This window comes from Aeromonas sp. Y289-2 (assembly GCF_027705925.1).
Lineage (GTDB): Bacteria > Pseudomonadota > Gammaproteobacteria > Enterobacterales > Aeromonadaceae > Aeromonas > Aeromonas veronii.
In genome coordinates this window covers 112,525-133,936 of the sequence record NZ_JAPDCH010000010.1, presented here as the reverse complement: position 1 = coordinate 133,936, position 21,412 = coordinate 112,525, and the positions used below count along the sequence as shown (strand labels likewise).

Annotated in this window: 21 protein-coding genes; 12 read left to right on the top strand and 9 right to left on the bottom strand. The window is 59.5% G+C overall.

What is annotated here, in order from left to right; translation table 11 throughout:
- Window positions 1-41 precede the first annotated feature (41 nt).
- The 4 genes from OKC43_RS15400 to OKC43_RS15385 all read left to right on the top strand — a co-directional run bounded on the left by OKC43_RS15400 (window position 42) and on the right by OKC43_RS15385 (window position 3,631).
- The gene (locus OKC43_RS15400; RefSeq protein WP_236271711.1) at window positions 42-929 is read left to right on the top strand and encodes a TraB/GumN family protein; all 888 of its coding nucleotides are present in this window, start codon (window positions 42-44) and stop codon (window positions 927-929) included.
- A 136-nt stretch (window positions 930-1,065) separates the two neighbouring features.
- Window positions 1,066-1,245: a DUF3149 domain-containing protein gene (locus OKC43_RS15395; protein WP_005338733.1), complete on the top strand. Its 180-nt coding sequence runs from the start codon at window positions 1,066-1,068 to the stop codon at window positions 1,243-1,245.
- 187 nt (window positions 1,246-1,432) lie between these two features.
- Window positions 1,433-2,014 (top strand): DNA endonuclease SmrA, encoded by a 582-nt coding sequence (smrA, locus tag OKC43_RS15390; RefSeq protein ID WP_005338734.1) that lies wholly within the window; start codon window positions 1,433-1,435, stop codon window positions 2,012-2,014.
- 138 nt (window positions 2,015-2,152) lie between these two features.
- Window positions 2,153-3,631: a carboxypeptidase M32 gene (locus tag OKC43_RS15385; protein WP_236271710.1), complete on the top strand. Its 1,479-nt coding sequence runs from the start codon at window positions 2,153-2,155 to the stop codon at window positions 3,629-3,631.
- Between the two features lie 101 nt (window positions 3,632-3,732).
- Here OKC43_RS15385 and OKC43_RS15380 read toward each other — a convergent pair whose 3' ends face one another.
- From OKC43_RS15380 to OKC43_RS15355, 6 genes are all read right to left on the bottom strand, one after another.
- Window positions 3,733-4,134, bottom strand: a complete 402-nt coding sequence (locus OKC43_RS15380; RefSeq protein ID WP_139399197.1) for a VOC family protein — start codon at window positions 4,132-4,134, stop codon at window positions 3,733-3,735.
- A gap of 94 nt (window positions 4,135-4,228) precedes the next feature.
- A complete protein-coding gene (locus tag OKC43_RS15375) occupies window positions 4,229-5,860 on the bottom strand; it encodes a DUF7305 domain-containing protein (RefSeq protein ID WP_236271709.1) in 1,632 nt (543 codons plus the stop codon).
- The gene (locus tag OKC43_RS15370) at window positions 5,857-6,417 is read right to left on the bottom strand and encodes a PilW family protein (protein ID WP_270804019.1); all 561 of its coding nucleotides are present in this window, start codon (window positions 6,415-6,417) and stop codon (window positions 5,857-5,859) included. Before OKC43_RS15370 ends, OKC43_RS15375 begins: the two co-directional genes overlap by 4 nt.
- On the bottom strand, window positions 6,411-6,803 hold the full coding sequence (locus OKC43_RS15365; protein ID WP_236271708.1) for a type IV pilus modification PilV family protein: 393 nt from the start codon (window positions 6,801-6,803) through the stop codon (window positions 6,411-6,413). The genes OKC43_RS15370 and OKC43_RS15365 overlap by 7 nt, the downstream gene beginning before the upstream one ends.
- On the bottom strand, window positions 6,800-7,219 hold the full coding sequence (locus tag OKC43_RS15360) for a GspH/FimT family pseudopilin (RefSeq protein WP_236271707.1): 420 nt from the start codon (window positions 7,217-7,219) through the stop codon (window positions 6,800-6,802). Before OKC43_RS15360 ends, OKC43_RS15365 begins: the two co-directional genes overlap by 4 nt.
- 1 nt (window position 7,220) lies before the next feature.
- Window positions 7,221-7,610: a type IV pilin protein gene (locus OKC43_RS15355; RefSeq protein ID WP_236271706.1), complete on the bottom strand. Its 390-nt coding sequence runs from the start codon at window positions 7,608-7,610 to the stop codon at window positions 7,221-7,223.
- Window positions 7,611-8,018: 408 nt separating this feature from the next.
- Here OKC43_RS15355 and OKC43_RS15350 point away from each other — a divergent pair, with 408 nt between their 5' ends.
- Window positions 8,019-9,563, top strand: coding sequence for an AlkA N-terminal domain-containing protein (locus OKC43_RS15350; protein ID WP_236271705.1), 1,545 nt, complete (start codon window positions 8,019-8,021; stop codon window positions 9,561-9,563).
- Window positions 9,560-10,033: a methylated-DNA--[protein]-cysteine S-methyltransferase gene (locus tag OKC43_RS15345; RefSeq protein WP_236271704.1), complete on the top strand. Its 474-nt coding sequence runs from the start codon at window positions 9,560-9,562 to the stop codon at window positions 10,031-10,033. Before OKC43_RS15350 ends, OKC43_RS15345 begins: the two co-directional genes overlap by 4 nt.
- Window positions 10,034-10,099: 66 nt before the next feature.
- Here OKC43_RS15345 and OKC43_RS15340 read toward each other — a convergent pair whose 3' ends face one another.
- From OKC43_RS15340 to OKC43_RS15330, 3 genes are all read right to left on the bottom strand, one after another.
- Window positions 10,100-11,959: a peptidase U32 family protein gene (locus OKC43_RS15340; RefSeq protein ID WP_236271703.1), complete on the bottom strand. Its 1,860-nt coding sequence runs from the start codon at window positions 11,957-11,959 to the stop codon at window positions 10,100-10,102.
- Window positions 11,960-12,056: 97 nt separating this feature from the next.
- Window positions 12,057-12,665 carry a LysE family translocator gene (locus OKC43_RS15335; RefSeq protein WP_203119562.1) on the bottom strand — a complete coding sequence of 203 codons (609 nt, stop codon included), beginning with the start codon at window positions 12,663-12,665 and terminating at the stop codon, window positions 12,057-12,059.
- A gap of 127 nt (window positions 12,666-12,792) precedes the next feature.
- Window positions 12,793-13,734 (bottom strand): LysR family transcriptional regulator, encoded by a 942-nt coding sequence (locus tag OKC43_RS15330; RefSeq protein WP_236271702.1) that lies wholly within the window; start codon window positions 13,732-13,734, stop codon window positions 12,793-12,795.
- 226 nt (window positions 13,735-13,960) lie between these two features.
- Here OKC43_RS15330 and OKC43_RS15325 point away from each other — a divergent pair, with 226 nt between their 5' ends.
- The 6 genes from OKC43_RS15325 to OKC43_RS15300 all read left to right on the top strand — a co-directional run bounded on the left by OKC43_RS15325 (window position 13,961) and on the right by OKC43_RS15300 (window position 21,403).
- Window positions 13,961-15,049, top strand: a complete 1,089-nt coding sequence (locus OKC43_RS15325; protein ID WP_042080660.1) for a ketoacyl-ACP synthase III — start codon at window positions 13,961-13,963, stop codon at window positions 15,047-15,049.
- Between the two features lie 252 nt (window positions 15,050-15,301).
- Complete coding sequence (locus OKC43_RS21705; protein WP_322112496.1) at window positions 15,302-16,516, top strand: methyl-accepting chemotaxis protein; 1,215 nt, start codon at window positions 15,302-15,304, stop codon at window positions 16,514-16,516.
- Window positions 16,517-16,525: 9 nt separating this feature from the next.
- Entirely contained in the window at window positions 16,526-16,894 is a 369-nt protein-coding gene (locus tag OKC43_RS15315) for a response regulator (protein ID WP_236271701.1), read from the top strand.
- Window positions 16,895-16,907: 13 nt separating this feature from the next.
- A complete protein-coding gene (locus OKC43_RS15310; RefSeq protein ID WP_179903249.1) occupies window positions 16,908-17,234 on the top strand; it encodes an STAS domain-containing protein in 327 nt (108 codons plus the stop codon).
- 22 nt (window positions 17,235-17,256) lie between these two features.
- A complete protein-coding gene (locus tag OKC43_RS15305) occupies window positions 17,257-19,467 on the top strand; it encodes a chemotaxis protein CheA (RefSeq protein WP_236271700.1) in 2,211 nt (736 codons plus the stop codon).
- Window positions 19,468-19,477: 10 nt separating this feature from the next.
- Complete coding sequence (locus OKC43_RS15300; protein ID WP_236271699.1) at window positions 19,478-21,403, top strand: HAMP domain-containing methyl-accepting chemotaxis protein; 1,926 nt, start codon at window positions 19,478-19,480, stop codon at window positions 21,401-21,403.
- The last annotated feature ends 9 nt before the right edge of the window (window positions 21,404-21,412 follow it).

The following is a 21,412-nucleotide window of genomic DNA, read 5'->3' as shown; positions in this document are numbered from 1 at the left end:
TGTCAGCAAGAGAAGTCACCCGGCGCATATTAAGGATCCCCATGAGATTTCATCGCACCCTCTTTGCCTTCCTGCTCTGCCTGCTGCTACCACTGCACGCCTTTGCCGATCCCGCGTTCTATCGGGTGAGCAAGGGCAACCAGCAACACTGGCTGCTGGGCTCCATCCATGCGGGCAAACCTTCCCTCTATCCTCTGCCCGAGCCGGTGGAGCGTGCCTGGCTGCAGAGCCGCGCACTGGTGATGGAGGTGGACATGAACAGCATCACGCCGGATCAGTGGCAACAGACCGGCTCCCTCACCCGACTGGTGGATGGCAAACCGCTCAAGGATCATCTGCCTGCCGAGCTCTATCAACGCACCCTGATGGCGGGCGCCCGCTATGGCATCGACGAGGCGACCCTCGCCACCCTGCGCCCCTGGTTTGCCGCCATTACCCTGACCCAGGCCGCCATGGCCCGCTCCGACTTCAAGAGTGAACTCGGGATAGACCAGCACTTTGCCGTCCGGGCCGCCAAAGAGGGCAAACCGGTAGTGGGTTTTGAAACCCTGCTGGAGCAGCTCGGTTATCTGGCCAGCGTGGGTGACAACCAGACCCTGATGCTCGCCAGCACCCTGGATGAGCTACCGATGCTGGAGAGTGGTTTCGCCGCCGTGATGAAGGCGTGGCAGCAGGGGGATGAGGCGACGCTGATCAATCTGCTCAAGGAGGAGATGGCCCCGCCCGCGCTACAAAGCTGGATGGAGCAGACCCTACTGGCCGAGCGCAACCACAACTGGCTGAAGAAATGGTCCACCCTGCCCAACGAGAGCTTTATCGTGGTAGGCGCCCTGCACCTTTATGGCGAACAGGGGTTGCTGGCGTTGCTGGAGCAGCAAGGGTGGCGCATTACCCCGCTCACCACACCGGGCCCTGTGCAGGCTCGGTAGCAAGGAGTCCAGTGAGAACGATCACAGATCGCACTGGTCATTAAACAACCTGCAAGGGAGTTGATCGGGATCATCCCGGACAGGGCAAAGAGGTATTTATCATGCCTGTCATCAACCGGGTGACAGGAGCAATAAAATGGACTTTTGGCTGGACCTGATGTTTGGCAACAGCGTGGGATTGATGTCGATGCTGGTGATTATCGGCACCTTCTTGCTCATCAGCTCTTACGCGGCCTACTTCATCTACAAGGTGATGCACTCGCAACCGCCTCATTCACAGCAACCCCATTCTCAACAACCCAAAGAGGGCAAATAATCCTCTGACCACAGGCGGCAGTTCACACTGACCGCCTGTGCTGTTTTATGGTTCGCGACTGTGATTCCCGGGCCAGGCTGCACCTGTGTCCATGCTGGGCGCCCCTTATCCCCTCCCCCTTTCCCCGTTTTCTGTGCCGGTTGCGACCGTTATAATGGCCCCCACTTTTTCTTATGGGGAGCCTGCCGTGTCTCATAACGACGAACTCTCGCTATTTATGAATGAAGTGGCCGACGTGCGGCCCATTCGCAGCGACAACATCCATCCCCATGCGGCCAAATCCGCCCCGACCGAGGCGCAACTCGCTCGCCGCCAGGCTGCCACTGCCGAACAACTCGCCCTCGACCACCTCACCATGGAGGCCATCGAGATGCGCGATCCGCACGAAATCGTCGGTTTCAAACGCGATGGGGTGCAGGAGGGGGTCTACAAGAAGCTGCGGCTCGGCAAATACGAGCTGCAGGCCAGCCTGGACTTGCACCAGAAAACCCTCAACGAAGCGCGCCAGACGCTGGTGCAGTTCATTGCGGATTGTGAAGTCCGGGATATCCGCTGCCTGCTGATCCTGCACGGCAAGGGGGAGCGCAGCACCCCGCGTGCCCTGCTGAAAAGCTATGTGAGCGCCTGGTTGCCGCAACTGCCCGCCGTCATGGCGATCCACAGTGCCGAGCGTCGCCACGGCGGCAGCGGTGCTCTATACGTGCTGCTGCGTAAAAGCGAACGCAAAAAAGCGGAAAACCGCGAACGGCACCAGAAGCGGCTCGGCTAATCCGCGTTTCGCCCCCACGCCTTTGGCCCGCCTGCATGAAGGTGGTCAACTATACAGCGGCGGTGTTAGCATCGAACGGCCCCGAGCATGCCAGGTACGGGGCGGCATACCATCAGGGACGATAACAAGGACAATCCCATGTCATATCAAAAGCTTGAACAACATCAGCAGCAGATCCACCGCTTTAGCCACCTCGCCGCCATCTGCGGCTGGGATCAGGCGGCCATGATGCCGGAAGGGGGCAACGGTGCCCGCGCCGAAGCGATGGCCGAACTCGGTCTGCTAATCCACCAGAAGCGCACCGCTCCCGAGCTGGGCGACTGGATTGCCAAGGCCGAGAGTGAGCCGCTGGATGAAGTGCAACGGGCCAATCTCGGCGAGATCAAGCGCCAGTGGCAAGATGCCAGCCTGCTGCCCGGTGAGCTGGTCGAAGCGCTGTCGCTCGCTGGCAGCAAGTGCGAGCACGCCTGGCGCAGCCAGCGCAAGAACAACGACTGGGCCGGTTTTGCTCCCAATCTCGAGGAGGTGGTGAAACTCTCCCGTGAAGTAGCGCAGCTGCGGGCCGATGCGCTTGGCGTGCGCCCCTACGACGCCATGCTGGCCCTCTATGAGCCGGGCATGACCAGCGCACGGCTCGATCAGATCTTCGGCGATCTCGCCAGCTGGCTGCCGGCTCTTATCCAGACCGTGAGTGAACAGCAGAAGGGCGATGCCCTGCTGCTGCCGCAAGGCCCCTTCCCCATCCCCACCCAGCAAGCGCTCGGTCAGGAGGTGATGGGACTGCTCGGCTTTGATTTCGCCCACGGCCGCCTCGATGTGAGCAGTCACCCCTTCTGTGGCGGCGTGCCGACCGATGTGCGGATCACCACCCGCTACAACGAGCAGGAGTTTGTCTCCAGCCTGATGGGCATAGTGCACGAGACCGGCCACGCCCGTTACGAACAGGGGCTGCCGCGCCATCTGCTGGGTCAGCCGGTGGCCGAAGCGCGCTCCATGGCGATCCACGAGAGCCAGAGCCTGTTTTGCGAGATGCAGCTGGGGCATCATCCGGCCTTCCTCGCGCTGCTGGCACCACGCATTCGTCACCACTTCGGCGAGCAGGCGGCGTTTGCGCCGGACAATCTGGCCAAGCTCTACAGCCGGGTCGAGCCGGGCTTTATCCGGGTCGATGCGGATGAGGTGACCTATCCGGCCCACGTTATTCTGCGCTACGAGCTGGAGCGCGATCTGGTGGAAGGGAAGATCGAGGTGGCCGACATCCCCGAGCTGTGGGATGCCAAGATGCAGCAGTGGCTGGGGCTCTCCACCAAGGGAAACTACCGCAATGGCTGCATGCAAGATATTCACTGGACCGACGGCTCGTTCGGCTACTTCCCGAGCTACACCCTGGGCGCCATGTATGCCGCCCAGCTGCGCTTTGCCCTCGAGAAAGAGCTGGGCAGCATGGATGAGGTGATCGCGGCGGGCCGCCTGCCGGAGATCTTCGGCTGGCTCGGACGCAACATCTGGTCGCAGGGGAGCCTGCACAGCACCGACGAGCTGGTGCGCCGTGCCACCGGTGAAGCGCTCAACCCGCACTGGCTGCGCCAGCATCTGGAACAGCGTTATCTGAAGTGATGCGTGCTACACGGGTAAAACAAGACGGGGCCATGACAGGCCCCGTTTTTATGGCGGTGCATGGCACAGCACGCCACCACCATGCTGTAAAAAGAGAGGGTTCAGAGGGGGTCCGGGGAACCCAGCAACTCGCGCAGTTGCAGGATATTGCCCTCAGGGTCGAAGGCATTGCGCACCACAAAGCCGGGCCCATTCCACTGCTGTGGCAGCAGGCCACCGCCGAGATCCGCCGCCTTCGCTTCCGCCCAGGCAAGGCTGGGGACGGTGAAGAACAGCTTGATGGCCCCCTCTTCTCGCAGTGCTGGCGGCCGCTTGATAACGACCTGCCCGGCATAAGGCTCAGGAATGGCATGGATCAGCAGCTGGATATCGCTGTTTTCCAGCACTACCAGCTGCTCATCCTGACTACAGACCACCATCTGCAGCAATGTACGATAAAAGTGGGTCAGCAGGCCCGGATCCTTGGCATAGATCAGGGCACCGGCGCGAGCGGGGCCTGGCATGGAGCACTCCTCAACAGTGAACGACTGGGTGGACAGACCTCCACCATCTCACAGTTGCGCGCCCCATTCGATCCTTTTTAGCGGCTCGCCAGCCTCACCGCACAAAGTGCCACTGCCGCAGTGCCAGCGTCGGAGGCGGCCCCTGATCGTCCCCCAGATCTGCCATGCCCAGCGCCTCGTCATAGTGCACACCACCCGCGCCACTCTCGGTCAAGTGTTTTGCCCGCACAGCCCCGTACAGACCGCCACTTCCGCTGATCTGCATCTCGGTCAGCGGGGCATAGAGGGCGGCATAGAGCGGCGTATTGCCCGACAGCTTGATCCCATCCTTGCCGCTATAGGCGGAATAGAGGGAGATAGCAGGCGTACCGCCAGTGGTCAGCCCCTGCTTGGCTGCCGTCACCTCTGCACCGGCCCCGAGATCGACCTTGCCGCTGACGATCAGGGTCAGACTACTGCCCTCGCTCACCGTCAACTTGTTGCTGCCAGTCATGGTGAAATCCTTGTCGATCAGCAGCACCACATCCCCCTTGATGGTGAGACTGGCATCGGCCCTCATATTGAGGCTCTCGAGCTTGTAAACGGTCTGCTCCTTGCCAAACAGCTCCCCCTTGCCGGGTAGCGGCAGCCCAGGCTTATGCTGGTTGCTGCTGGTGACCGAGCCAGTGGAGGGATCTGTGGTCAGCACCATCTGCTGAGTGGCGCCCAGCGTCAGCGGGCCATTGATGGGCAGCGTTGCAGGGGGGAACGATTTGGGCAGCGCGGCCACATTGAGCGGGTCACACACCTGCCCGGCCACAGGCGGTAGCTTGGGATGAGTTCGGTATTGGGGATCCAGATACTTCTGATGCTTGGCATCAAGGAATGCCCCGTTCCCACCATAGTTCAACTTGTCGCCAGCAATGCTTGTGCCATGACCCATAGAAACATCACCATTGATCGCAACAGCTCCGGCAATATGCCCCCCTTGCAAGGCAAAATTTCCACTCCCGTTTACGCTGCCCTCAACCCTGACGACACCATCAGAAGGAGAAATGGTGATGTCGCCACCAGCAAGTACATTACCCGCAACAGGTGAAGAGCCGTTCAAGGTCACCGAGCCGGTCGCCCGCACATCACCCCAGATGGGGGAGTGCCCGGCGAGCACTACATTGGCCTTGTCGCTGACGGTCGCCACCTTGGCGTTTTGCCCCTGATTAAGAGTCCCGGAAACAGACTCCTTGTACGCCCCCTTGCGCGAGTCATAGCTGTCGATAAAACCGCTCCCAGAGAGGCTCAACCCTTCACACGCCACCACCGAATCCTGAAAGATGAGATTGCCGGGCTCGCGCTTGAGAGCAAACAGCGCGTTGAGGCTGGCATTGCCCTCCAGATAGCGGCCATGGCTCTGCAACGCCAGCTTGCTGCCTGTGGAGGCATCCAGCTGATCGATGCTGAAGCGGCTGCCCGCCATGGCTCCTTCGCCATTGCCAGGCACCTTCTGCACCAGTTGAGCCCACTCTATCCGCGGTTCGGCGCCAAGGGCCTGATGCAGGGCTCGATAACTCTCGTTCATCCCCTGCTCGGCACTGAGCTGCGCATTGATCTTCTTGTGAAAATTGCCGCTCAGGCGGGTCTGCAACTGGTTCTCCTGAATGCTGGTAAACACCAGCAGACTCGACAGCAGGCTCACCACCAGCACCACCAGCAGTACGGCTCCCCGCTGCCCCTGCAATCCCTTGTTCATCCCACACCCCCTACTGTGGCGTTGGCCCCGGATGTGGCCAACGCTGCTGCCCAGACCGCCTTGCGGCGGGCCACCTGCACCTCGACTCCCGGCGCCAGATAGCTGGGCAGCCCTTCGGGCAAGATGCGGATATTGACCAGTGCACCCTGCTGGCCGAATTCAAGATCCTGAAGATGTGCCAGCAACAGGCGCGGGCCATCCCCGTCATCGCAACTGAGTACCGGCGGCGTGAAGCGGTACTGCTCGGTAAAATCGGCGGTTTTCTGGTTGCCAAGGCAGGAGAGCACCTGACTGCCCCCCTCTACCTTGAAGGCCAGCGTCAGGCGATCAGGGGTGACCGCTATCAGCTGATCCGCCTGCTTGATACTGTTGGTAAAGGTGAGAGTGGCAAAGCGCAGCACTTCGTTTGCCTGCTCCAGCGCCTTGCTCTGCTCGACCGTGCTCTTGATCGGGGCGTAACCGGCAAAAATCGCCAGCATCAGCATCAGACCGAGCACCATGGAGATCATCAGCTCGACGAGACTGACGCCTCGTTGCCGTGAGGGGACGCTCAGCATAAAGGCGGAAATCCTGCGTTCAACTCCACCCGCTTGGCGCCGGAGACCCGCTCATCCTGCCACTCGATAGCGACCACAAAGTTGTCGCTATAACGGTTCGGCAGCACCAGCCGGTGGCCATCCTGCAGGATGAAGCGGGCAAGAAAATCGGCCTGGGTGAACCGCTCGGGCTTGCGCTGCACTTCACACAGCGAGCTCCAGATCTGCTCCACGCTGTTGCTCGCCTCGATCGTGGCCAGCGTGCTCTGCAAGCTGTAATGCGCCTGCTGCAACGAGACCACCTGCCCCTTGGCGAGACCGAGAAACACCATCACCGCCAACACCATGGAAACCATGATCTCCACCAGATTGAAGCCTTGCTGGCGGGCAAGTGCGGCGTATCTCATGAGCAGCTCCCTTGCAGCAGCTGGCCGCTCGGGGCCACGCAGAGCACCCGCTGCTCACCGAGGCGATTGGCCAGAATGATCTCGGCGTGGCTGCTGCTGCCGGTTGGCGCGAGCTGGATGGGGTCAAACGGCTTGATCACCACGCCGCCACCAGGAGCCGATGCCTGACGCAACCGCTGGCTGTCGGCCATCACCTCCCAGCCACCGTTCTCGGTGCCCTGCAGCACCACCGGCAGGGTCAGCTTGACCGCTTCGCTGCGGGCAAAGCGGTAGGCTGACGCGAGTTCGGTCGCACTGCGATCGAGCCGTTCGGCCGCGAGGCGCTGACTCATGGAGGGCAACCCGACCAATAGCAAGATGGCGGCGATGCCGACCGTGATCATCAACTCAATCAGAGTAAATCCGCGCACATTCATCTTATGATCCCCAGCAGTCATGGCGATTGGCCGCGCGATAACCGGTCTGGTCGAGGGTCAGAGTGCCGCACTCATCCTGTTGTCGCGTCGTTGGAATGGCTTTGAGCAGGTAGTCGCCAGCATCTTGCTGGCTGTAGCTGAACTGGTAGAAATCCGTGTTGGAAGGGGTAGCGAACGTATCGGGATAACGGCCCTGTTGGGTATAGATACGTTCGAGGGCGAGCGCCTGCTCCAGCAATTGCTGCTGCGCTTCGTAACGACGTCCCTGTTGCATATAACCCTGATACGCTGGCAACGCGATGGCCGCGAGAATGCTGACAACCGTCATGGCGATCAACAACTCGATCAGACTAAACCCACGGCAATGGGGCCATGCCTTACAGTCGTTCACTTATCATCCTTGGCAAGTGTTGTTATTGGTCGGCCCTGGGCCGCAAATGCGATGACTTAATAATCATCAAAAATTAACTGACTCGATTGAACAACACAAAATCGCCACACTCAATGTAAAAAAGATAGTTATGTGATCTGTTATTAATTTTTAAGCAGTTTTCGCCGCCACTAATCTCGCTAAGCAAATAAAGCTAGGCCAATCGTGCCTACGACCCGTCCGTTATGCCCCCTTCTGTCGAGCCGCGATACATGAATAACAGCGTGACGAAGAGTGAAACCCGGCCGTGCAATAAAAGAGCAAAAAAACCTTTGGCCAATTTTTGCTATCCCTGTCCGTTTCTGGCTAGTCACAGCCCCTGAGCCCCCTTACTCTCTTGCCATCTATTCCAGCAAAGCCGCCCACACCATGAATGCAAAGCCCAGCCCAGAGTCGTCACAAGATGAGGTGATCAACCCCCTCAGCCGTGAGCAGTGCCATGCCGCACGGCTCGCCCGCGATGCTCGCTTTGATGGCCGCTTCTTTACCGGCGTGCTCTCGACCGGCATCTACTGCCGGCCAGTCTGCCCGGCACGGCCACCGCACGAGCACAATGTGCGCTACTTCCAAAGCGCCGCGGCCGCCGAGCAGTATGGGCTGCGCCCCTGCCTGCGCTGCCGCCCCGAGCTGGCCCCCGCCGCCCGTGGCGATCTGCCGGTTGAACTGGCACGTCTGCTGGCGCGCATCGATCGCGGCGAGCTGGCTGAGGGCACGCTCGCTGAACTCGCCGCTGAGGCAGGGATCAGCGAACGCACCCTGCGCCGCCAGTTCGAGCAACATCTAGGCGCCTCGCCAAAACAGGTGGAGCAAACACGCCGCCTGCTGCTTGCAAAAAGGCTGCTGACCGAAACCGGGCTGCCCATCACCGACATCGCGTTTGCTGCCGGCTTTGCCAGCATCCGCCGCTTCAATGACGCCTGGCTCAACGCCTACGGACTGGCCCCGCGCTCCCTGCGCCAGCAGGAGCAGCACGATGACGCGCCAGAGCACATGAGTGCGCAGCCCCGCGGCGCCCCCCTGACCCTGCAACTGCCCTACCGCCCCCCATATGACGTGGCGGCCATGCTGGCGTTCTACCGGCTGCGGGCGATCCCCAGGCTGGAGCGGGTAGATGGTGAGGTGTATGAGCGGCGCTACCGGGTCGGCGATCAGGTCGCGCTGGTGCGCATCGCGCAGGGCAAGGGGCACAGCTTGCAACTCACAGTCCATGATCTGCCGCTCGCAGCGCTGCCCGATCTGCTCTATCGGGTGCGCAGGATGTGGGACCTCGATGCCGACATGCAGCGGATCGGAGATCTGCTCGGTCAGGATCCGCTGCTCGCCCGCTTGCAGGCGCGCTGGCCCGGCGTGCGGCTGCCTGGTGGTTGGGATGAGTACGAAGTAATGCTGCGCGCCATCGTCGGCCAGCAGGTGTCGGTCAAGGGAGCCATCACCATACTCGGGCGACTGGTAGCCCGTACCGAGGCGCAATTCGGGGTGGCGCAACTACCGGTCCCCGCCCAGTTGTGCGAACTCGATCTCGACGGTATCGGCATGCCCGGCAGCCGTATTCGTACCCTGCGAGGAGTGGCGAAGGCACTGGCCAGCGGTGAGCTGACCCTCACGACAGCCAGTGATGAGCAGTTGCTGGCACTACCGGGCATAGGCCCCTGGACGGTCTCTTACTGGCGTCTGCGCTGCGGGCTGGATACCGATGCCTTCCCCGCTTCCGATCTAGTGCTGCAAAAGGCACTCGGCGGCGGCACCAAGCTGCCGGTAAAAGAGGTGTTGGCGCAAAGCGCAGTATGGCAGCCGTGGCGCAGCTATGCGGCCAGCTGGCTGTGGCACGCCATGAGTGAAGCGCCCGATTTGCTGTTCCGTGCTACCGGCAATGAACAACAGCCAGATATCCAACAACAGGAGAGAACCCCATGATCCGCTACGATATCCTGCCGACCCGCTGCGGCGATCTGCTGGTTGCCATCAATGAATCTGGTCTGGTGCACGTAGACTTTGTGGCGGGCCTGCGGGCACTGCCCGATATGAGTGGCTGGCAGCAAGATCACAGAGCACTGGCTCCCTTCCTCGCCGAATTTGACGCCTATTTTGCCGGTCGCTTGCAGCGCTTCTCCCTGCCCCTTGCCGCCCGCGGCACCGCATTTCAGCAAGCGGTATGGCAAGCATTGTGCGACATCCCCTACGGCGAGACCCGCAGCTACAGCGATATCGCTCGCACCATCGGCAAACCTGATGCGGTGCGGGCAGTGGGCGCGGCGAATGGCCGCAATCCGCTCTCGATCATCGTCCCCTGCCATCGGGTGATCGGCCAAAACGGCAGCCTGACCGGCTATGCGGGGGGATTGGAGATTAAAAAAACGCTGCTGGCGCTGGAGAGGGACAATTAAAGGAGGGTAGGCAGAGAACCTGCGATAAAAATTGCCCCTTTCCGGATGGAGAAAGGGGCTCATTGATCAGCGTTTCAGGCTGCCCATCACATGCATTTCGCAGCGGTTGCAGTCAAAGCGCAGGCGGAAGGTATCTTTACCCATCTTGAGCTCCAGCGGCTCGGCCTTGAGACCGGGCACCTCGTTCGGACAGAGGTTCTGGCTATAGCGGATGCAATGCTTGGTGATCATCAGCACCACTTCCCGCTCCTCCTTGTTCGCCTCATAGGCGGGAGCGATGCGCTCCACCCCGTGCTCGCGGAAGAACTGTTCGGCCGCGCTGTTCAGCACGTTGCCAAGGTAGGAGAGGCGGTGCTGGGGATAGTTGATATCCCGCAGGGCGATGCGTCGCTCAGGGCGCTGGTAGCTGGCCACCCGTGCCGCCTCCAGCGCAGCGATGCCGTCCCGACGCAGACCGTTGAGCTGTGATGCGGCGATAAAGAGCGGGTGAGTGAATGCCAACTCAATCTTGCGCGCCACAAACAGGGTATTGCCGAGTTTGCCAAGTTGATCCCGCGCCTGCTGCAGCGCCCGCTCCGGGTTGTCGGCAGGCTGTTTGTCGCAAGGCAGGGTCACCGTGGCACTAATGCCCTGCTCGTCGGTGAGCGTGAGGATCACGCCCTCATCGCACTCAGCCAGCACCATATCGACTCGGATGCGGCGATCCGCGCTCGCCTTCTCCAGCATCTTGCTGAAGGCCTGATCGTGGTTGCGGTAGATTTCTGTCCCCACCTTCAAACCCGGCATGCGTTCTGACAGGAGTAACTGCTTACCTTCGACCTTGTTGAGGCGCATCCCCACCAGCTCGTTGTTCGGCTTGAAGAAGCCCAAACCGTCGCCGTTGTTGAGGGTGACCTGTTTGCCGTCGATCTCGATGCCGTCACGGGTCACCTTGGTAACACGCCCCAGCGGTTCGCCCACATATTTTGGGCTTTTGGTGGAATCGATCCCCTGCTGGCGGCCATGGAGGAAATAATCGGTGCTGCCGCGGTTGAAGCTCTTCTTGGGGTCAGGCGTGAAGCTGTAGCTGCAACGACCCGCAGAGGCTGCGACCAGATCGGAGCGACTATCGAGAATGGCGTCCAGCTTCTGGCGATACCAGGCAGTAACGTTTTTGACGTAGTCGAGCCCCTTGAGGCGCCCTTCAATCTTGAAGGAGCGGATCCCCGCCTCGATCAAGGCCTCCAGGTTGTCGGTCTGATCCATATCCTTGAGGGACAACAGGTGGCTGTCGGCCACCAACACTTCGCCATCCGGCTTTTGCAGCGAGCAGGGCAGACGGCAGAGCTGGGCACACTCGCCACGGTTGGCGCTGCGGCCGGTACGGGCATGGCTGATGTTGCACTGACCGCTGTAGGAGACACAGAGCGCGCCGTGGATAAAAAACTCCAGCTGCACATTGGTCGCCGCACTGATCTCGCGGATCTGCGCAAGAGACAGTTCGCGCGCCAGCACCACCTGAGAGAAACCCACATCCTGCAGAAACTTCACCTTCTCCGGCGTGCGGTTGTCGGTCTGGGTACTGGCATGGAGCGCGATGGGAGGCAAATCCAGCGCCAGCAGTCCCATATCCTGCACGATGAGCGCATCGGCACCGGCTTCGTAGATCTGGTGGGTCAGCCGCCGGGCCTGCTCCAGCTCATGATCATGCAGCAGGGTGTTGAAGGCGACAAAGACCTGGGCACCGAAGCGATGGGCGTGGCGCGCCAGCGCTTCGATATCTTCGATGGTGTTGCCCGCCGCACTGCGGGCGCCAAAGGCAGGGCCGCCCATGTAGACGGCATCGGCGCCATGGTTGATGGCTTCGATGCCGTAGGCGAGGTTCTTGGCCGGAGCCAGCAGCTCCAACCGGTTGTTGTGGCTTAACGGGTGCTTGTTCTGGTGCATGGTCTCGGGATCAGGGCGGACAGCAAATGGGCGCTACTCTAGCCCATTCACCACCCGCGTGCCTTGATCCCGCTTAAGGTATCTGCGAAATACAGGATTACATGACCACCTTGAGTGCCAGCCCGAGCAGCACCAGCCCGCTCACCTTGTCGATGACAAAAGATTTGGCTTTAAGCCACGCCAGCACCGGCCCGCGGGAGAGCACCAGCGCCACCAGCACGTACCAGACTGCATCGATCCCGCCAGCGGTAAGCATCATGATGCCCCCTTCGCTCCAACCGGTATCGGCCCGCACAAACTGGCTGAACAGGGCGATGAAGAAGACCGCCAGCTGGGGATTGAGGAAGGCCACCATAAAACCTTCAAAGGCCCCTTGCCGACCACGCAGCTGGTGCACCTCTTCACTCGCTTCACCACTGGCTGGTTTTGCCAGCAGGGCTTTCACCCCAAGCCAGGCAAGAAACGCTGCACCGCCGTAGCGGATAAGATCAAACAAGATCGGGGTCTGGGTGATCAAAATGGAGAGGCCCAGTGCGGTAACCAGCGCATAGATACCAACCCCGAAGCCGTGGCCGAGCGCGGTTGCGACGCCATGCCCCTGCCCACCCTGCACCGTGTTGCGGATGATCAGCGCCAGACTCGGCCCCGGGCTGATGGCGCCCATCACGCAGATTGCGGCCAGTGCCAGCCAACTCGTCAGTTCCATGTTTTTCCTCTTTATATGCTCGATAGGATGCCTGCATTCAGGGTACGGGCTGAGCCGTTATGCCAGTAGTGAAAGTTATGAATAGAACCCATAACCCATGGCTATAACGCAACACAACTGACCGAGGCTAACCGCCGAGATCAAGCAGCTTGCGACTCTCGCCGACGGTATGTTGCAGGTGATCCCGCAGGAAGGGGTAGGCCAGCTCGCGAAACCAGCGGTGGGCCGGATCCTGATGGTGGCGCTGGTGCCACAGCAGATGATACTGCTGGTCGCGGGCCGCAAAGGGCAAGTCGACAAAGGTGAGCTCATGGCCGCAGGAGAGCTGCCAGGCGATATGAGCAGGGGTGGTCATCAGGCAATCGGTGCGCAGCAACACCTCCACTGCCGCCTGAAAGAAGGGAACTCTGGCAAACCAGTGCCGACTCAGTCCCTGCGGCGCCAATACCTGCTCCACCGGGCTGTCCTTGTCACCTCCCCCGCTCACCTGCAGGTGAGGCCAGGCGAGATAGTCATCGAGACTCAGCGCCTTGCCCGCCAACGGGTGATGACGTCCCATCAACACCGCCAGCCGATCTTCCCCCTGATGCAGACCGCGTATCTGCTCCGGTACCTGCTCGGTGATGGTAGAGACCAGATCGAGCTCGGACTGCCACAACTGCGGCAGCTGACGCTTGTCCCACAGGCTGTACTCCAGCGCCGCCAACGGCGCCTCTTTGGCGAGCGCGGCACAGATATCGGGCAGGATATGCTGGGCAACATAATCAGAAGAGGCGAGTCGAAATACCCGCTCGCAGCGGCTCGGGTCAAATCCGGGCGCCTCGTAGAGCCGCTCCAGCGCACCGAGAGAATCCGCCAGCTGGGCGGCCAACATTTCGGCCCGTGGCGTCAGCAACCAGCGTTGCCCCTCCCGTACCAGCAACTCGTCATCAAACTCGCTGCGCAACTGGGCAAGCTGCTTGCTGATGGAGGGCTGACTCAGGTGCAGCAGCTCGGCGGCGCGGCTGATATTGCGGGTCTCCAGCAGCACCTTGAGGGTCGGCAACAAGTTGAGATTGGCTCTGAGCAAGGAGATACCCTCATCGGTGGCGAAATGCCTATCTTAGGGCAGAGGAGTCCCGCGCTTTAAGCGAAATTTCCTGCCATGTTCGGCACATTGCAGCCCTTTGCGACCAGATGGCGCAGCCGCTCGCCCTGCACATAACCATGACCACAAGATGACAGTGGTTGTCTCGTACGGCATAATTGCACGATTTTCCGCCCGCGGGCGATCCACTTTGAGAAGCGGTAACAAGATGAAATACGCCAATATCACCGGCTGGGGCAAATGCCTGCCTCCCTCCGTGCTGACCAACGATGACCTCAGCACCATCATGGATACGTCAGACGAGTGGATCTATCCGCGCACCGGCATCAAGGCCCGCCGGATCTCCCATGTCAGCACCTCGGATCTCGCCACCCTGGCCGGTCGCCGCGCGCTGGCCTGCGCCGGTCTGGAAGCGAGCGATCTCGATGGCATCATCCTGGCGACCGCCACCCCGGACAACCTGCTGCCAAGCGCAGCCTCTGCGGTGCAGAAGAAGCTTGGCGCCGTCAACGCCGCTGTGTTTGACCTCAACGCTGCCTGCACTGGTTTCGTCTACTCCCTTTCCGTCGCTACCTCGCTGGTGCAGACCGGCATGATGAAGAAGGTGCTGGTGATCGGCGCCGAGCGCCTCACCTACCTGCTGGACTGGGCGCGCCGCGATACCGCCGTGCTGTTTGGCGATGGTGCCGGTGCCGTGGTAATCGAGGCGAGCGAGCAGGAATGTGGCCTGATCGCCAACAAACTGGGCTGTGACAGCGAAGCGCGGGAGATCCTGCACGTACCGAACTTCGGTACCGATCGGGTGCGTTTTGCCGATATCGATGGGCTATTCACCTTCAACTTCGAAGGGCCGGAGATCTTCAAACGCGCCGTGCGCGGCATGGGTGAGGCCACTAGCACTGTGCTGGCGCAGGCCGGTATTGCGCCGGAGCAGGTCGACCTGATCGTTCCCCATCAGGCCAATATCCGCATCATCGAGACCCTCGCCAAACGGATGAATGCGCCGATGGAGAAGGTGATGGTCAACATCGAAAACTACGGCAACACCTCCGCCGCCACTGTACCCATCGCCCTGTGCGAAGCGCTGGAGCAGGGCCGCGTCAAACCGAACTCCTATCTGCTGACCGCCGCTTTCGGTGCCGGCCTGACCTGGGGTGCCGCCATCATCAAGTGGGGAGATCGCGTCACCCCCATCAAGGCGTGTGATGCCGAACTGCCCCCCTGCGACCAGAGTGCGCTGGAGCTCATCGCCCATGCTGTGGAAGGTTGCCAGAAGGCTCACGCCAACGAGGCCTGATCCTCATCAGGAGCCTGAATCCTCAGGCTCCTTCTCTCCTTTTCATCCCCACCTAGCTCTGCCACCACCTCGCAAGCCGCTTGATACGGCAATCGCTGATACAAACAACTCCTATTTGCAGCCAATTAATTTTTTTCCGCTAACCTTATTGTGCCAACTATAAATAAAGAAAAGAGCGTCAAGGGGCACCATGACTGTTTCGGTCCTGCGCCTTTACCTCTTACCAAATAATTGCACAGGGATAAGCTACGTATGGCACAACACAAAAGTGGCGTGAACACACCGCTTTGGGAACCGGTTTGCTGGATTTGCTGCATCGGGCTTGCTCTGCTGAGCTGCCTGTTGCTGCAGCTCGCCGATGCGCTGTCACCTCTCTACCTGCTGCTCAATGTGCTGGTTGCCATTGCCGCCGCGCTCTGGACATCGAGTCACTTCCACCAGCACACACTCCCACATCGTGCAGGAGAGGAACAAACCGTCGCAACCGATCCTCTCGCCCACTCCATCATCGGGCTCGAACAGGTGTGCGAGAAGGCTCTACCTATCTGGTCCCAGCAAATTGAAAGCTCTCGTCAACAAACCGAAGCCGCGATGATTGACCTGACTCAACGCTTCAGCGGCTTGGCCAACAAGCTGGAAGAAGCAGTCAATGCTTCTCATCTGGCAGCCGGAGAATTGGGTGATGCCAATTCCCGTGGCATGGCTGGAGTCTTGAGCGAGAGCCAGCAGCAGCTCAATGAAGTGGTTGCCATCCTGCATTCCGCCCAGGCCAATCGAGACGCCATGCTGGGTGAGATAAAAAGCCTGACCACCTACACCATAGAGCTCAACAGCATGGCCATGGATGTGGCCAAAATCGCCTCCCAGACCAACCTGCTGGCCCTCAACGCCGCCATTGAAGCGGCCCGCGCAGGGGAAGCAGGCCGTGGCTTTGCTGTGGTCGCTGATGAAGTGCGCAACCTCTCCCGCCTCTCCAGCGAAACCGCCCAGAAGATGACCGACAAGGTAGACACCATCAATACTGCTATCGGCCGCGCATTCCAGATTGCCGAAAATGCTGCCGCACGGGATCACGCCTCGGCACTCAACTCGGAGCAGACAATCGAACAGGTACTGGCCCGTTTTCGCCATGCCACTGACAGCCTGGCGGAATCCGCCTCCCTGCTGCAAAACGAGAGCACCGATATCCATCGCGAAATCTCCAGCGTCATTGTCTCGCTGCAATTTCAAGACAGGGTCAGCCAGATCCTCAGCCACGTCAGACAAAACATGGAGAGCCTCTCAAGCCATCTGGTTGCTTCGGAGAAGAGCAGCAATGCGACAGGGCCAATCCAGATCGATGCCAATCGCTGGCTGGCAGAGATGGAACTCTCATACGCCACCGACGAACAGCGCAATATTCACCATGGTCGCACCACCCGTTCTGTCAACGCGCAACCAAGCAGCGCCGACATCACATTTTTCTAGGAGAGAGATATGGGCAAAACGATCCTGATCGTGGATGACTCGGCAACTATTCGCCAAGTCGTGGGCATGACCCTCAAGGGCGCCGGTTATGAGGTCATGGAAGCCTCTGACGGCAGAGATGCGCTCAACAAACTTGATGGCAAGAAGATCAACCTGATCATCAGTGACGTCAACATGCCGAACATGGATGGCATCACCTTCGTCAAAGAGGCCAAAAAGCTGGCCAACTACAAATTTACCCCTGTCATCATGCTGACCACCGAGTCTCAGGACAGCAAGAAGCAGGAGGGACAAGCCGCAGGAGCCAAAGCCTGGGTGGTCAAACCCTTCCAGCCCGAACAGATGTTGGCCGCAGTCGCCAAGCTCATCATGCCGTGATCCGGAGCACATCATGCAACTACAGAGTGAGCAACTCGACAACAAGGTAGTGGTGACCATGCCGGACGAGATCACCATTTATACAGTCAGCGAGCTGAAAGATGCTCTCTCGCCCTTATTGCATCAGGGGAACGAACTGGAGCTGAATCTGGCGGCGGTATCCGAGATAGACAGCGCCGGGCTGCAACTGCTGCTGGCAGCGAAGAAGACCGCTCTGCAGCAGGGCACCTCCCTGGCGCTGGTCTGGCACAGCCATGTTGTGCTTGAACTGCTGGAGCTCTGCCAGCTCTCGGCCTTTTTTGGCGACCCCACCCTCATCACCCATGGCGAACGGCCCTGAGCCACCATGACAAGGAGTCACCGTGAGCATCGATCTTGATCAGGCTTTACAAACCTATATCGCCGAGGCACGCGAGTTGCTTGAAGAAATGGAGTCAGCCCTTCTATCACTGGAATCTGACCCTGACAATAGCGAGCTGATTGGTGCCATCTTTCGTGCTGCTCATACCATCAAGGGGTCAGCTGGCCTGTTTGGTCTGCAACCCATCGTCGGGTTTACCCATATTGTCGAGGATCTGCTAGACCAGATCCGCAATCAGCAGCTCACCGTCACCTCTCCTCTGATTAAGGATCTGCTGGAGAGCTGTGACCATATCCAGACGCTCATCAGTGTCGTTGCAGAACAGGGCAGCACGTTAAGCGAGGGCGATGCCAACCAAGATGAACGGCTGAGGCTCACCCTCACTCGTCATCAGTGCGTCCCCCATGCCACGCTGCCAGATACTGTGCATACGCCGGAACCCAAGATCGAAAAAGAGGGAGGAATTACCAGCTCCGCCTCCTTGTGGCATATATCCCTGCGTTTTGGTCCCGATGTGCTGCGCAATGGCATGGATCCGGCCGCATTTCTGCGCTATCTCGGCACCCTCGGAACCATATGCTCGGTGGAGACCATCCATCAGGCGTTACCGGATTGGGAACAGTTCGATCCGGAGAATTGCTACCTAGGCTACGAGATAGACTTCGACTCGCAGGCAGACAAGACGGCCATCAGCGATGTCTTTGAATTTGTCAGAGATGACTGCCAGATCACCATCTTGCCACCCCACAGCAAGATCGCCGAGTTCATCAACCTGATCGAGTCGCTGCCGGAAGATAGCGCCATGCTGGGGCAGTTGTTGGTCAACACCGGCGCCCTGACCGCAGAGGAGTTAGCCAGCGGTCTGCAGGCACAACAAGCGACCCCGGCAGAGCAAGCGCCCAAACTCGGGGAGATCCTGATTGCGCAGGGTGCCGTCAACGAAGCCGTCGTCGATGCCGCCCTGAAAAAACAGAACCAGACCAAGGAGAGCAAGAGCAAAGAGGGCCGTTACGTCAGGGTGCATGCCGACAAGCTGGACGATCTGATCAATCTGGTCGGGGAGTTGGTAGTCGCCAGTTCAGGAGCCAATCTGCTGGCCCAACGCACCCGCGAAAGCCAACTGCAGGAAGCCACCTCGGTCATTGCCATGCTGGTGGAAGAGATCCGCGACAGTGCACTGCGCCTGCGAATGGTGCCTATCGGCGATACCTTCAACCGCTTCCAGCGGGTGGTGCGCGATGTCAGTCAGGAACTGAACAAGGATATCACTCTGGTGATCTCCGGAGCCGAGACTGAACTGGACAAGTCGGTGGTAGAGAAGATCGGCGATCCGCTGATGCATCTGGTCAGAAACTCGATGGATCATGGCATTGAATCGGCAGAGCAACGGCTGCTGGCAGGAAAACCCCCCCGTGGCACCCTGAATCTCAATGCCTATCACGACTCCAACAGTATCGTCATCGAAATTCGGGATGACGGTGCAGGTCTCAACAAAGCCAGGATCCAGCAAAAAGCCATCGAGCGCGGTCTGATCAGCCCAACCACCACGCTGACGGATCAGGAGATATACAACCTGATCTTCGAGCCGGGGTTCTCTACGGCCGAGGCGATAACCAACCTCTCCGGTCGCGGGGTGGGCATGGATGTCGTCAAACGCAACATCACTGCCCTGCGCGGCACGGTCGATCTGGACAGCATCCCGGGAAAAGGAACCCGTGTGCAGATCCGCCTGCCGCTTACCCTTGCCATCATCGACGGCTTCCTGGTGCGAGTCTGCGACACCCACTATGTCATTCCCCTCGATATGGTGATCGAGTGCGTTGAATTGACCCAGAGTGCACTGGCCGATACCCAGGGTCGTAATTACATCAATTTGCGTGGCGAGGTGCTGCCCTTTATCCGCCTGCAACACTACTTCGATACCAATGGCAGCAAGGGGCGGCGCGAGAACATTGTCGTGGTCAGCCACGCAGGCAAAAAATCCGGACTGGTAGTGGATGAACTGCTGGGAGAATTCCAGACCGTCATCAAACCGTTGGGAAAATTGTTCCAGCGCCTACAGGGCATCAGTGGCTCAACCATTCTGGGGGGGGGAGAGGTCGCCCTGATCCTCGACATTCCTTCGCTGATCCAGCACGCAATCACTCAGGAATCCTGTCAGCTCAACAGGTTGACAGTGTCGCGCAACCTGCCTCAATCCAGCATCAACTGAGGGGACCATCATGTTAAAAAATTCCACCATCAAATTGCGTCTTATTGTACTGCTCTGCATGCTCTGCCTACTGCTGCTGGCCGTTGGCAGCCTCGGGTTATACAACATGCAGAGCAGCAATACCGGGTTGCAGCGCGTTTACAACGACAGGGTGGTTCCCCTTAAGCAGCTGAAGACCATCTCCGACAGCTATGCCGTCTCGATCATCGACAACCTCAACAAGGCCAATGCGGGGCTGATCCCGGCAGAAGAGGCTTTGAAGCAGATACAACAGGCACAGCAGACAATCAAAAACGAGTGGCATCACTACCAGTCCACCACTCTCACACCAGATGAACAGCGTTTGTCAGCCGAGGCGACAACCCTGTTCAACGCGGCCGATACTGATATTGGCAAGCTGGAGAAATACCTCGCCACCCAGCACGGCATGATTACTGGCATGCTGAACAATTTTGACGGTGCCCTCTATGGCTCCATCGACCCGATAGGCAACAAAATCACCGAGCTGGTCAACCTGCAGCTCAATGTGGCCAAGTCAGAATATACCGCAGCGCAATCCTGGTATGACGTCATGCTTATAACCATGGCGGTGGTTATCGCGGTCGGCATCGCACTCGCAGCTTGGTTTGGCACCTTGCTGATCAAAAGCATCATCACCCCCATCGAACAGGCTCTGCGCGTGGCCAATAGTCTGTCCGATGGCAATCTGGATGTATCGATCCGGATAGAGTCCAACGATGAAGCGGGTCAGCTCTTGATGGCGATGGATAACATGGTCAAGAAACTGGGGGCCTTGATCACGGATATCGAAACGCTGGTCACCGCCGCTGTCGAACAGGGCGACTTCAGCCACAAGATTGCGCTGGAGGATCGTCAAGGATATATCAAGCGGGTATCCGAGCTGCTGAATCGCCTCTCCCATGTGACAGATACCAGTCTGGAAGATGTGATGCGCATCGCCACCGCGCTCTCCAAGGGGGATCTGACCCAACGGATCGATGAGCCCTACCCAGGTATTTTCGGCCAGACCAAAGACGGCCTCAACAGGACCATCACTGCGCTGACCAATATCATCGAAGAGGTACGCAACGCCGCCGACAACCTGACCAATGCCTCCAATCAGGTGAGCAACACTGCGCAGGCATTGAGCCAGGCCACCAGTGAGCAAGCAGCCAGCGTTGAAGAGACCAGCGCCTCTATCGAGCAGATGAGCGCCAGCATCAATCAGAACACCGAGAACGCCAAGATCACCGACAGCATGGCCAGCAACTCGGTGCTGGAGGCAACCGAAGGGGGCCAATCCGTTCAACAGACGGTGACCGCCATGCAGCAAATTGCCAAGAAAGTCAGCATCATCGACGACATTGCCTACCAGACCAACCTGCTTGCCCTCAACGCCGCCATTGAGGCGGCTCGCGCCGGAGAGCATGGCAAAGGCTTCGCGGTGGTTGCTGCCGAGGTGAGAAAGCTGGCAGAGCGCAGCCAGATCGCTGCTCAGGAGATTGGCGAGCTCTCCTCCGACAGCGTCAGCAAGGCAGAGCGGGCTGGCAACCTGCTGGAGAGGATCGTCCCCTCCATTCGCAAAACCTCTGATCTGGTACAAGAGATCAATGCTGCTTCCGGGGAACAGGCCAGCGCAGCCAACCAGATCAGTCTGGCCATGAACCAGCTTAATCAGGTGACACAGCAGAATGCGGCCAGCAGCGAGGAGCTGGCGGCCACGGCCGAAGAGATGAGTTCACAAGCCAGCGAACTGCAGCAAACCATGGCCTTTTTTGCTCTGGAACAAAGTGCACAGCTCAACACCAGGCCCCATGAAACCGGCCACAAGGGCATGCCTCCCAGAGGCAGTTTCATCGCCCCCCCACAACGGGCCAGCCAGCCCAATCAACCATCATCCCATTCCATTGATGACGCGGATTTTGTCCGCTTTTAACCGGAGGCG

Excerpts from the sequence above, each read along its gene's own strand:
- OKC43_RS15400 (WP_236271711.1), top strand. The coding sequence starts at position 42 with ATGAGATTTCATCGCACCCTCTTTGCCTTCCTGCTCTGCCTGCTGCTA.
- OKC43_RS15395 (WP_005338733.1), top strand. The coding sequence starts at position 1,066 with ATGGACTTTTGGCTGGACCTGATGTTTGGCAACAGCGTGGGATTGATG.
- OKC43_RS15385 (WP_236271710.1), top strand. The coding sequence starts at position 2,153 with ATGTCATATCAAAAGCTTGAACAACATCAGCAGCAGATCCACCGCTTT.
- OKC43_RS15380 (WP_139399197.1), bottom strand. The coding sequence starts at position 4,134 with ATGCCAGGCCCCGCTCGCGCCGGTGCCCTGATCTATGCCAAGGATCCG.
- OKC43_RS15375 (WP_236271709.1), bottom strand. The coding sequence starts at position 5,860 with ATGAACAAGGGATTGCAGGGGCAGCGGGGAGCCGTACTGCTGGTGGTG.
- OKC43_RS15370 (WP_270804019.1), bottom strand. The coding sequence starts at position 6,417 with ATGCTGAGCGTCCCCTCACGGCAACGAGGCGTCAGTCTCGTCGAGCTG.
- OKC43_RS15365 (WP_236271708.1), bottom strand. The coding sequence starts at position 6,803 with ATGAGATACGCCGCACTTGCCCGCCAGCAAGGCTTCAATCTGGTGGAG.
- OKC43_RS15360 (WP_236271707.1), bottom strand. The coding sequence starts at position 7,219 with ATGAATGTGCGCGGATTTACTCTGATTGAGTTGATGATCACGGTCGGC.
- OKC43_RS15350 (WP_236271705.1), top strand. The coding sequence starts at position 8,019 with ATGAATGCAAAGCCCAGCCCAGAGTCGTCACAAGATGAGGTGATCAAC.
- OKC43_RS15345 (WP_236271704.1), top strand. The coding sequence starts at position 9,560 with ATGATCCGCTACGATATCCTGCCGACCCGCTGCGGCGATCTGCTGGTT.
- OKC43_RS15340 (WP_236271703.1), bottom strand. The coding sequence starts at position 11,959 with ATGCACCAGAACAAGCACCCGTTAAGCCACAACAACCGGTTGGAGCTG.
- OKC43_RS15335 (WP_203119562.1), bottom strand. The coding sequence starts at position 12,665 with ATGGAACTGACGAGTTGGCTGGCACTGGCCGCAATCTGCGTGATGGGC.
- OKC43_RS15325 (WP_042080660.1), top strand. The coding sequence starts at position 13,961 with ATGAAATACGCCAATATCACCGGCTGGGGCAAATGCCTGCCTCCCTCC.
- OKC43_RS21705 (WP_322112496.1), top strand. The coding sequence starts at position 15,302 with ATGGCACAACACAAAAGTGGCGTGAACACACCGCTTTGGGAACCGGTT.
- OKC43_RS15315 (WP_236271701.1), top strand. The coding sequence starts at position 16,526 with ATGGGCAAAACGATCCTGATCGTGGATGACTCGGCAACTATTCGCCAA.
- OKC43_RS15310 (WP_179903249.1), top strand. The coding sequence starts at position 16,908 with ATGCAACTACAGAGTGAGCAACTCGACAACAAGGTAGTGGTGACCATG.
- OKC43_RS15300 (WP_236271699.1), top strand. The coding sequence starts at position 19,478 with ATGTTAAAAAATTCCACCATCAAATTGCGTCTTATTGTACTGCTCTGC.